The organism is Deltaproteobacteria bacterium, assembly GCA_016208165.1.
Classification (GTDB): domain Bacteria; phylum Desulfobacterota; class Desulfarculia; order JACQYL01; family JACQYL01; genus JACQYL01.
In genome coordinates, this window is sequence record JACQYL010000104.1 from 1 (window position 1) to 9,780 (window position 9,780).

At 56.7% G+C, this 9,780-nt stretch carries 10 protein-coding genes; 6 read left to right on the top strand and 4 right to left on the bottom strand.

The window, feature by feature from the left end; genetic code table 11:
• Both HY788_19205 and HY788_19210 read right to left on the bottom strand, forming a co-directional pair.
• Nucleotides 1-232 (bottom strand): hypothetical protein (locus HY788_19205; GenBank protein ID MBI4776278.1); only part of this gene is annotated, 232 nt, incomplete at its 3' end.
• Nucleotides 229-930: a response regulator transcription factor gene (locus HY788_19210; GenBank protein ID MBI4776279.1), complete on the bottom strand. Its 702-nt coding sequence runs from the start codon at nt 928-930 to the stop codon at nt 229-231. The genes HY788_19205 and HY788_19210, both read right to left, overlap by 4 nt.
• A 258-nt stretch (nt 931-1,188) precedes the next feature.
• On the opposite strand from HY788_19210, the gene HY788_19215 reads away from it, so the two are divergent.
• Entirely contained in the window at nt 1,189-1,665 is a 477-nt protein-coding gene (locus HY788_19215; GenBank protein ID MBI4776280.1) for a Spy/CpxP family protein refolding chaperone, read from the top strand.
• Between the two features lie 222 nt (nt 1,666-1,887).
• On the opposite strand, the gene HY788_19220 is transcribed toward HY788_19215, so the two are convergent.
• Both HY788_19220 and HY788_19225 read right to left on the bottom strand, forming a co-directional pair.
• Nucleotides 1,888-2,661: a FadR family transcriptional regulator gene (locus tag HY788_19220; GenBank protein ID MBI4776281.1), complete on the bottom strand. Its 774-nt coding sequence runs from the start codon at nt 2,659-2,661 to the stop codon at nt 1,888-1,890.
• 252 nt (nt 2,662-2,913) lie between these two features.
• A complete protein-coding gene (locus HY788_19225; protein ID MBI4776282.1) occupies nt 2,914-3,102 on the bottom strand; it encodes a hypothetical protein in 189 nt (62 codons plus the stop codon).
• 3 nt (nt 3,103-3,105) lie between these two features.
• Here HY788_19225 and HY788_19230 point away from each other — a divergent pair, with 3 nt between their 5' ends.
• The 5 genes from HY788_19230 (at nt 3,106) to HY788_19250 (ending at nt 9,584) form a co-directional block, all read left to right on the top strand.
• A complete protein-coding gene (locus tag HY788_19230) occupies nt 3,106-4,899 on the top strand; it encodes a respiratory nitrate reductase subunit gamma (GenBank protein MBI4776283.1) in 1,794 nt (597 codons plus the stop codon).
• A 386-nt stretch (nt 4,900-5,285) separates the two neighbouring features.
• On the top strand, nt 5,286-6,593 hold the full coding sequence (locus HY788_19235; GenBank protein MBI4776284.1) for an FAD-binding protein: 1,308 nt from the start codon (nt 5,286-5,288) through the stop codon (nt 6,591-6,593).
• Nucleotides 6,594-7,697 (top strand): (Fe-S)-binding protein, encoded by a 1,104-nt coding sequence (locus tag HY788_19240; protein ID MBI4776285.1) that lies wholly within the window; start codon nt 6,594-6,596, stop codon nt 7,695-7,697.
• Between the two features lie 275 nt (nt 7,698-7,972).
• Entirely contained in the window at nt 7,973-8,395 is a 423-nt protein-coding gene (locus HY788_19245) for a glycine cleavage system protein H (protein ID MBI4776286.1), read from the top strand.
• Nucleotide 8,396: 1 nt separating this feature from the next.
• On the top strand, nt 8,397-9,584 hold the full coding sequence (locus HY788_19250; protein ID MBI4776287.1) for a (Fe-S)-binding protein: 1,188 nt from the start codon (nt 8,397-8,399) through the stop codon (nt 9,582-9,584).
• The last annotated feature ends 196 nt before the right edge of the window (nt 9,585-9,780 follow it).

Sequence of the window (9,780 nt, forward strand, 5' to 3'; positions counted from 1 at the left end):
CCAGGCCCTCTTTTACCGGCTCCCCCCGGGGGGTGCCGCCCGATGTTTCGTTGATCCTGTCCTCGATGAACCTTTTGGCCACCAGGACTTTGGCTTCCGTGTATTGATGGAAACGATCGCGGAACGTCCTCCCGGCCGTAATGATGAACAGGGCGAAAATCAGCAGTTCGCAGATGAACAGGATGCCCAGAAAAGAAAGAAAGATCTTGATGTAAAGCTTGCCCTGCTTCATGGGGCCTCCACGAATTTGTACCCGGAGCCCCACACGGTTTTGATCAACTCCCTATCTCCGGTGAAGGGTTTCATCTTGCCCCGAAGGTTGCTGATGTGCACGTCCACGCTTCGGTCAAAGGCCATGGCGTCTCTTCCCCGGGCAATATTCATCAACTGATCCCTGGTGAAGACCGTGTTCGGACGTCCCATCATGGCCTCGAGAATCTTGTACTCGGTTGCGGAAAGCTCGATTTCTCGACCCTGAACCAGGAGAGTCCTGCGGCTCAGATTTAGTGTCAGACCCCCGGCTTCGATGCACTCGTCCGATGTTTCGGGGCGATCCAAAGGCTCTGGGTGGAGTCTGCGCAGCACGGCTCTCATTCTGGCCAGCAACTCCCTCGGATTGAACGGTTTGGGCAGATAGTCGTCGGCTCCAAGCTCGAGTCCGACGATCCGGTCGGCATCTTCGCCCTTGGCGGTCAGCATGATGACCGGCACGCCGTATTCGGTGCGGATGTCTTTGAGTACCTCGAGCCCGTCGCGCCGGGGCAGCATGATATCCAGGATGACCATTTCCGGGGATTCGTCGCGAATGGTCTCCATCACCGAACATCCATCCGCAAGCGTCAAAATCTGAAAACCGTAACCCTCGAGGTACTCTTTTAAAAGGGCGCGAAGCCTGGCGTCGTCATCCACGACCAGCACTTTTTCGTTCACAATTCGCCTCTCATCAACCTCGACCAACACCTGTTCAAAGGGCTCAACAGCGTCCTTCCCAAGCCTTCCACTCAGGGCCCGGTCAACGCACACCGCGCATGTTGACACGGCCCATTGAAGTCATTCACAAGAGAAGAATAGCTTGATCGTTTGAATCAGGACAAACTCTTTTGCACTTATTTTACACTTTTCATCCCTCCCCACATACTTTTCTAAAGGTTGGGCGCTATCCTTCAAGTAAAACAAGGAGGATAAAACATGAAAGCAATGTCGAAATGGAAAGTCGTAGGGATCGTCACGGGTATCATGATGCTTCTTGCCGTGGGTACGCTGTACGCTTTTGGTCCTTTTTCCTATTGGGGTGGAGGACGGTTTCAGGAGCGCATTCTGGCCCACATAGACGATCGGGTGGAGGATCTGAACCTTTCGGAGAGCCAGCAAAAAGCGTATGAAGACCTCAGGCGGAAGCTGGAGAGCAATCTCGCCGAAGCTGCGGCCGCCAGAAAGGCGCTTTTCGTGGAGATCGAGCGGGAGCTGAACGGCCAGAACCCGGACATTACGGTCATCACCGGGTTGGCCAAAGAGCAGTTCGAGCGGATGCCGGAATTCATGGGAAGCAACATGGACCTCGTGGCCGAGTTCTACAACATGCTCGATGACGGGCAAAAAGCCCAAGTGATCGCCAAGGCCCGCAAAAAGATGGAGCGGTCCAGGCAGTTCCGTTCCGAGGGATAGGGCTTGAATCGATGAGAGAAACCCGCCCCCGGCCCCCCTGTTGCAGCGGTCTCCCGCTACGCGGGAAACCGCACCCGGATCCCATAGGGGCGGGTTTTCCATCGGCGGGTTCGACAAGCTCGCCGCAGGCAGGCTCAGGATCTGCGACAAACCCGCCCGAACCCCAAGCTCCGGCCCGACCGTGATGAAGAATGGAGAACGAACCCCCGTAGGGGCGAATACTCATTCGCCCCTGTCCCTTTCGGAGCGAACGGGGGAGAGCAGATCGGATCGGGACCTCGCAAGGGGAGGACCCGGACTGGAAAGAAAGTCGATCACGAAGGCAATGTGGCGGTGCATGGCGTGAAATGCGCCCAATGTATCGTGTTGCCGGATGGCTTCAAGGATGTTCTCGTGCTGGGATAACACGGCCTCCACGTTGGCCGGGGATTCGAAGAGTCTGAGGAGATTCGCCTTGATACTCAGACGAAGGAAGTCCTGAAGATACTTCGCAACGTGAATCTGTACGGGGTTCTTGCCTGCGTAGGCGATCCTCATGTGAAACTGAGTGTCCTCGTCAAAAGGCACGCCCCCTTCGTCCGTTCCGGCCCGCATTTCAGCGCAGCCTTTCTCTATGAGGGCGATGTCTTCTTCCGTGGCCCGGGCCGCCGCCAGCATGGCGGAATTGCACTCGAGGCCGAGGCGCACTTCCATCAGATCCAAGGGGGTTGCTTCGATGCCGTCGATGGCAACCTTGAACGGATTGGTGCTTAGCCCGGCGTCCGGGGAACACACGAACGTGCCCTGGCCCTGGCGGTGCTTCACCAGATCCCGGTCCACCAGTTTGCGGATGGCCTCCCGAATCGTGGGCCGGCTCACGCCCATGACTTTGGCCAATTCGCGTTCAGGAAGGATCTGATCTCCGGGTTTGAGTTGTCCTCGAAAGATCAGATCGCGAAGCTGCTCGAACACCTGATCCGAAATCCTACGAGTTTTTATGGTTCCGTATGGAGGCATTATGCTGTAAGTAAGGTCCCGGAGCCCGTGTGGCGCGGCTTCTCCGGGGCTTGTGTCCGTTCGGATTCATGCGTAACGGTTTGCCCGGTCCGCAATCGGCGCAGTGCAAACGTGACGGTTTTGTGTATCCATGGTATTGTGAAACCGCCGGAAAAAAGGGCTTGCCGGTTTCGGAAAGTACAAGAAGACCGACGTTGGTCGCATCATTGGTCATGTGAAAACCTACATAAAGCCACCTTCGCCCGACAGGTTCTAATTTCTTTCAACTATAGATAGTTTCGTCTGTTTCGTCAAGCCGTAAAAAACATTTGACAACGCCTTGCGCATCACATAGAGTAATTGGTCATACCAATTGGGTGGATCGTCGGCTTCGTTTTCCGATTGAACGCATTCGACATAGCGGCAAACCTGTACGGCCGCTTCCGCAATAAAAGGGTACATCTCATGCTCCTCGCACCTCGGATCAGGATCGCACGCGTCCGCACCTTGCTTGGCAGACATAGAACGACGAAGGGCCTGCTTTTCATCATGCTCGTTTCGGGCATCATGCTGTTCGTATGTCCCACGGCCGGAGCTTCCTGGCTTATCGACCCCGACCGTTTCCATGTATCCGCCCACGGCCAAATCTCCTGCCGGGACTGCCACGAAGACTTCGAACGAAATACCCATCCGGATTCGGCCGATATTGTCAGGAACCGGCTCGACTTCTTTAAATTGGAACAATGCCTCGAATGCCATGACCAGATTCAGGAAGATCTCGGCAAGGGGCTTCACGGCGCCTTGAAAGTGGAGGACGTTCAAGCCTATGAGACCTGCATCAACTGCCACGATCCTCACTACCAGCTAAGCCTGGGCAAAAACCGCATGGCCGACTTCGACCCCGCCAAACCTCCGCGCGCCCAATGTGGAGTGTGCCATGAGGAACGGACGACCCTGCCCGCGCTTGGCGCCGAAGAGGCCGCCTGCATGGAGTGCCACCGGGAAGCGGATCTGAAGCGCCCGGAAGAGGTCAAGCGGCTTCAGCATATCTGCTTCAACTGCCATGCTCCTTCCGGAACGCCGTCCGTTCGCAAGGCTCCTTTGATCGACGCACAGGCTTACCGGATTTCCCCCCATGCCGGATTCGGATGCGTGGCCTGTCATCCCGCAGCCGCGGACTTCAATCACAGCGCCCGGTCGTTAGGCGATTGCCGGCGATGCCACTATCCGCACGATGAAAAGGTCGCCCGCGACGCCCATTTGACGGTTGCCTGCGAAGCGTGCCACCTTGAACCCGTGCGCCCTGTCAAGGAACCGTCCGCCGGGAGGGTGGTATGGACAGTCGACGGCGCTCCGGAAGCCGTATCACGGGTCCACAACATGATCCTCATGGAGGACGAAGCCGCCTGCACGAGGTGTCATTTCAAGGGGAACGGCGTCGGCGCCGCGGCGGCGGTGCTGCCCGCCAAGAGCATTTTGTGTATGCCCTGCCATGCAGCCACGTTTTCCGTGGGTGATGCGACCACGGTGATTACCCTGATCGTTTTCCTGGCGGGGCTGGCCCTGATATCTTCCGTGTGGTGGTCCGGCTCCAAGACAGGCACACCGCCTGCACACCCGATCGGCGCCACCCGGAAGATACGGCTCGTTGTAAAAGCCCTTTTGTTGGACGTGTTGCTGCAAAGAAGACTGTGGCGTCAATCCCCGGCGCGCTGGCTGATTCACAGCCTGATCTTCTATTCCATCGCTTTTCGGTTTGTCTGGGGACTTACGGCTTTGATTGGCACGCTGTGCTGGCCGGAACGGTCCTTTAGTTGGATCATGGTAAATAAGAACCAGCCGGCAACCGCTTTTCTTTTTGATCTGACGGGACTGATGATACTGCTGGGCGTTGCTCTGGCCCTGGCCCGCGGATTCATGGGGAGTTCGCAGCGGTCCAAGGGCGCGCCGCCGCAGGATCGATTCGCGTTGAGTTTGATCGGCGGCATCGTTATAGTCGGCTTTGTATTGGAAGGCATGCGCATGGCCATGACGGGAATTCCGGCTCAGGGCGGCGGGGCCTTTATCGGGGCATGGCTCGGCAGCCTGTTCTCGGACTCCGCCGGTATCACGGGGCCCTACGCGTACGTCTGGTACATCCACGCCGTTCTTACCGGCGCTTTTATCGCCTATTTGCCTTTCAGCCGTCTGTTTCACATCATCGTGGCGCCCGTGGTATTGGCCATCAACGCGTCCCGGCAGGATGAAGAAAGGGGATAGGAGGAAAAGTAGGAGGACCGCAACGCCAAAAGCAACTGTAGAGGCTGCAATTCGGCGGCGTTTGTCCATATTCGCCCCCTCACCCTGCCCCTCTCCCCCGCGGACGGGGGAGAGGGGAACCGGAAACAGACCCTGGGGGAAGCGCCCGACTCTTTTTCCGGTGGATGGGGGAGACGGACAAGGAATCCTATGTTTCAGTGCTCCCGCATTTCTTTTCCATCTCTACCGCGGCAGACTGAGCAAAGCTCCCTCTCCCTCTGGGAGAGGGCCGGGGTGAGGGACTCACAGCCCTCGGGGCACCAGAGGAAGATAACATGCAGGACAATGTCAAGAAGGACCTCATCGCCATTGTCGGTGAGGACAACTACACGGACCGTCTCATCGACATGGTCTCGTTTTCGTACGATGCGTCGGAGCATCACCACAGGCCTAGCTGCGCCGTGTGGGTCGAAACGGCGGAACAGGTGTCGCAGATCCTGAAGCTGGCGAACCGGGAAGACATTCCCGTGATTCCGAGAGGCGCCGGAACCGGCCTCTCGGGTATGTCGGTTCCCGTCAAAGGCGGGATTGTTCTGGACCTGTGCCGCATGAACCGCATCCTGAAGATCAGCATTGAAGATCGCCTGGCCGTCGTGCAACCCGGCGTGGTGTACGCACACCTCGAAAAACAGCTCGCGAGTCATGGGTTTTTCTTTCCCCCCGATCCGGCCAGCGGCAAAGTATGCACTCTCGGGGGAAACGTGGCCACCAATGCCGGCGGTGTTCGCGGAGCCAAGTACGGGACCACCAGGGATTATGTGTTGGGTCTCGAGGTGGTGCTGCCGGACGGTCGCATCATGAAGACCGGATCGAAAGCCATGAAAAGCGTTTCCGGATACGACCTGACCCGTCTGTTCGTAGGATCCGAAGGCACACTCGGAGTCGTTACCGAGATTACGTTGAAGATCAATCCCAAACCCACGGCCACCAGCACCGCGTCGGCGACCTTCGATTCCCTGGAAGACGCCGGTCGCGCCGTGACTCTGATCATGCACAGCGGCATTATTCCGAGTGTACTCGAGATCCTGGGTAAGGAAACGATTCGGGCCATCAACGAGAATACGGACCTCGATCTTCCGGAGGTCGAGGCCATGTTGTTGGCCGAAACCGACGGCTACACCAAGGAAGAGACGGAATATCAGATGGGGAAAGTGGTCGACATTTTCAAAAACAGCAAGGCCAAGGATGTGAAAATGGCGAACAGCGAAGCGGAAGTGACGGATCTATGGAAGGCGAGGAAATCCGCGTACGCCGTGCTCGCCAGGATCGAGACCCATTTCGTCCTCGAAGACGTTACCGTGCCCATGGGACAGATCACGAACCTGCTGAGAGGCATAGAGGCCATCGCCAAGAAACACTCGCTGCAGATAGCCACGTTCGGTCATGCGGGGGACGGAAACCTGCATCCCCAGATTCTATACGACGGTTACGATCCTGAACAGGTACGGCGAAAAGACGCGGCCAGTGACGAGTTGTTTCATCTGGCCATCGGTCTGGGGGGTACGCTTACGGGTGAACATGGCATCGGCCTTTCCAAGGCCCCCTTTATGAGTCTCGAACACGATGAAACCGCCATGGACGTGATGCGCGGCATCAAGCGGCTTCTCGATCCCAACAATATTCTGAACCCCGGCAAGATGGCATTGGAGGTCTAGGTGGAAGCTAAGTACGATTTCGAACGAAAATACCGCAAGCAGATCCTGCAGTGCTCGCGATGCGGCTTTTGCCAGGCGGTTTGCCCTCTTTTTGGAGCAACGCTCCGACCTTCCTACAACGCGCGGGGCAAAATGCTGCTGTTGAAAGAGGTAATGGACGGCGAGATACCGTTGGATGACCAACTCATCGAGACGCTGTTTCAGTGCACCACCTGCGCCAGTTGTGCACAAAATTGTCCGTCGGGCGTGAACGTGCCGGAAATCATCAAACAGGTCAGAAAAGACATGGTCAGTATCGGATCCTGCCATCCGGCCTTCAAAGGAATGAACGAGGTCCTTGAAAACCACACCAACATCTATGCGGAGGACGAGCCGGAGGATTTTGAACGGGAGCGGAACCGAAAAGCGGAGTGCGTCTATTTTATCGGATGCGTAGGCTCCTACAGGGAAGACGAAGCCACCACGGCGACCCTGGACTTGCTGGATCGTCTCGATCTGGACTACACCCTGGTCGACGAAGTGTGTTGCTCCGGCGTGCTGGAAGACGTCGGTTATCGGATGAATGAAGATCTGGCGAGAAAGAACGTGGAAGTCATTCTGGCTACGGGCTCAAAAACGTTGATCACGGGCTGCCCGTACTGCTTTCGTACCTTCAAGGATAAACCCCAGTATGCCGAGCTTCGGGACAAGAACCTCCGGATCGTTCATTTGTCGCAGTTCCTGGCGGATTTCGATTTCGGAGTGAAAACCGACAAGCGGGTGACGTACCATGATCCGTGCGATCTGGGAAGGCACTGTGGGATCTATGAAGAGCCCCGGCGCACCATCCGGAGGATCGCACCGAACTTCGTGGAGATGGCGCATCACCACGCGGACGCTCTGTGCTGCGGGGCCGGTGGAGGCGTAAGGGGAGCGTATCCCAAGAATTCCCTCGCCATGGCCCGCCGCAGATTGGCCGAGGCGGAAGACGCGGGAGTCGATATCGTGCTCACGGAGTGCAACTCGTGCAGGCACAATCTTTCAAACGCAAAGCTTCGCAAACAGGCGTTCAAGGTGTATAACACTACGGAGTTCATTAACGGATTGCTGGAGGAAGAGGACTAGTATTAAGGTGCAAGAATACGGAGGGAAACAATCATCCGCCGGACGCGGATCCCTCAGAATCTCTTTAAGATTTCCATGCATTTCCGCTCCGCCTTGGCCGGAGCGGGATGCTGTGTGCCCCTCCCGAAGGAGCCTGCCCAGAGCTTGTCGAAGGGTGGCGCCTGCATTGAAGGTTTTGAAAAGGGGTTCGGGGGAAAACGTTGGAAAAAGTTTTCCCCCGCTAAAGGCTACGTTTTTTCCGAGCACCGCCGAACGGGAACAGAGAGGAGGTCAGCGTGAAGGTTCAGGAATACAACATGCCGGACGAACTGTATTATGAAGAGAACCATTACTGGATCCGGGACGAAGGGGACCTGCTAGTCATGGGTATGGATGATTTTGCCCGGAAACTGGCCGGCGACATCGTGTACGTGCAACTTCCGGACGAAGGCAAGGCTCTGACAAAAGGAAAGAAGTTCGCCAAGGTGGAATCGGGCAAATGGCTGGGGAAGGTGAACGCCCCTGTCGGCGGAGAGTTGGCGGCGGTGAACGAAGAACTCGAGACCAATCCCGGTCTGATCAACGAAGACTGCTACGGCAAAGGGTGGATGTACAAAATCAAGCCCGATGACAAGGGAGAACTTCAAGACCTGATCCACGGACCCGAAGCCGTGGAGAAGTGGGTTCTGGCCGACATCGAAAAATATCGCGAACAGTAATATGTCCAATCGGGATTACAGCGTAAAACAGCTTTTCGAAATGGAAGCGTGCACCAATTGCCGGATGTGCGCCGACGTGTGCCCTGCCGTGGGGGCTTCCCTCGATGGCGAGCTGTCCGCCGTGTACCGCATGAAAGGTCTCAAGCGAATTCTAAGAACCCGGACCGGCCTGCTCAGGAAGCTTTTCGGAAAGTTCGGACCATCGGACGAGCAGCGCAAACAGTTCAGCAATACGGTTTTCAGGTGTACACTGTGCGGCAACTGCGAGGAAGTCTGTCCGGTGGGCATCCGTCTCAGAGAGTTGTGGCTGTCTCTTCGACAGGATCTGGTTCATTCCGGGACCTACCCGAAGAAGATCGACATGATCGGCGAGAACCTCGAGAAGAGCCGGAACGTTTTCGGGGAGGACAACGAGGAGCGGGCCGAGTGGGTGGAAGACATGAGCGATGCGCCGGACCATGGGCACATCAGGGAAAATGCGGAGGTCGTTTATTTTACGGGCTGTGTAGCCGCCTATTTCCCGCTGGCCCAGAAAATTCCCATTGCCCTCGCGGAAATACTCGAAGTGGGCGGTGTGGATTTCACCCTATTGGGCGAGGACGAGTGGTGCTGTGGATTTCCGCTGATGGGGGCGGGCCTGAAGGAGATGTTCGGCGAGTTCATGGAGCACAACATCGAGGCGGTTCGAGGGAAAGAAGCCAAACGGGTCATTTTTGCTTGCCCCTCGTGTTACCAGACGTGGAGAGAACACTACCCTCGTGAGATCGAAATCCACCATGCATCCCAGTTTCTGACGGAGCTGGTGAGAGAGAACCGGATTCCGCTCAAGGAACTCCCTCTGACCGTAACGTATCATGATCCCTGCGACCTGGGACGTGGTGCGCGGGTCTACGATGCACCCAGGGAAGCGATCCGTTCCATTCCGGGTGTCAATCTGGTGGAGCTTCCGAGAAATCGTGAGAACTGCAGCTGCTGCGGGGGAGGGGGCAATCTCGAGATGATCGATGCCGAGTTGTCCGCTGAAATCGCTAAACAGAAAATCGAGGAAGTCCTGAGTACCGGCGCCCAGGCCGTGGTCACTGCCTGCCAACAATGCGTTCGGACGATGACCACGTACGTGAGACGAAACAAGATTGCTCTCGAGGTCCTGGACATCACCCAACTCGTGCATCGGGCTTTGAAGCGATAGGTGTGAGGTGCGTCCGGCCACAGGATCGCGGATTGGGTTGAGGAACGAAGGTACCTATGTTGGGTTACGCTCGCTTTGCTCGCTAACCCAACCTTGTATATTATATTTAAACCATCCGGATTAGCTACCCGGGTGGGGAGGCTTGTGAGACTGTACCCAACCTTCTGCCTTTGAGTACGTGGCGTAGATAAGCCGC

Coding starts and splice junctions, on each gene's coding strand:
- HY788_19215 (MBI4776280.1), top strand. CDS start 1,189: ATGAAAGCAATGTCGAAATGGAAAGTCGTAGGGATCGTCACGGGTATC.
- HY788_19220 (MBI4776281.1), bottom strand. CDS start 2,661: ATGCCTCCATACGGAACCATAAAAACTCGTAGGATTTCGGATCAGGTG.
- HY788_19225 (MBI4776282.1), bottom strand. CDS start 3,102: ATGTACCCTTTTATTGCGGAAGCGGCCGTACAGGTTTGCCGCTATGTC.
- HY788_19230 (MBI4776283.1), top strand. CDS start 3,106: ATGCTCCTCGCACCTCGGATCAGGATCGCACGCGTCCGCACCTTGCTT.
- HY788_19235 (MBI4776284.1), top strand. CDS start 5,286: ATGGTCTCGTTTTCGTACGATGCGTCGGAGCATCACCACAGGCCTAGC.
- HY788_19250 (MBI4776287.1), top strand. CDS start 8,397: ATGTCCAATCGGGATTACAGCGTAAAACAGCTTTTCGAAATGGAAGCG.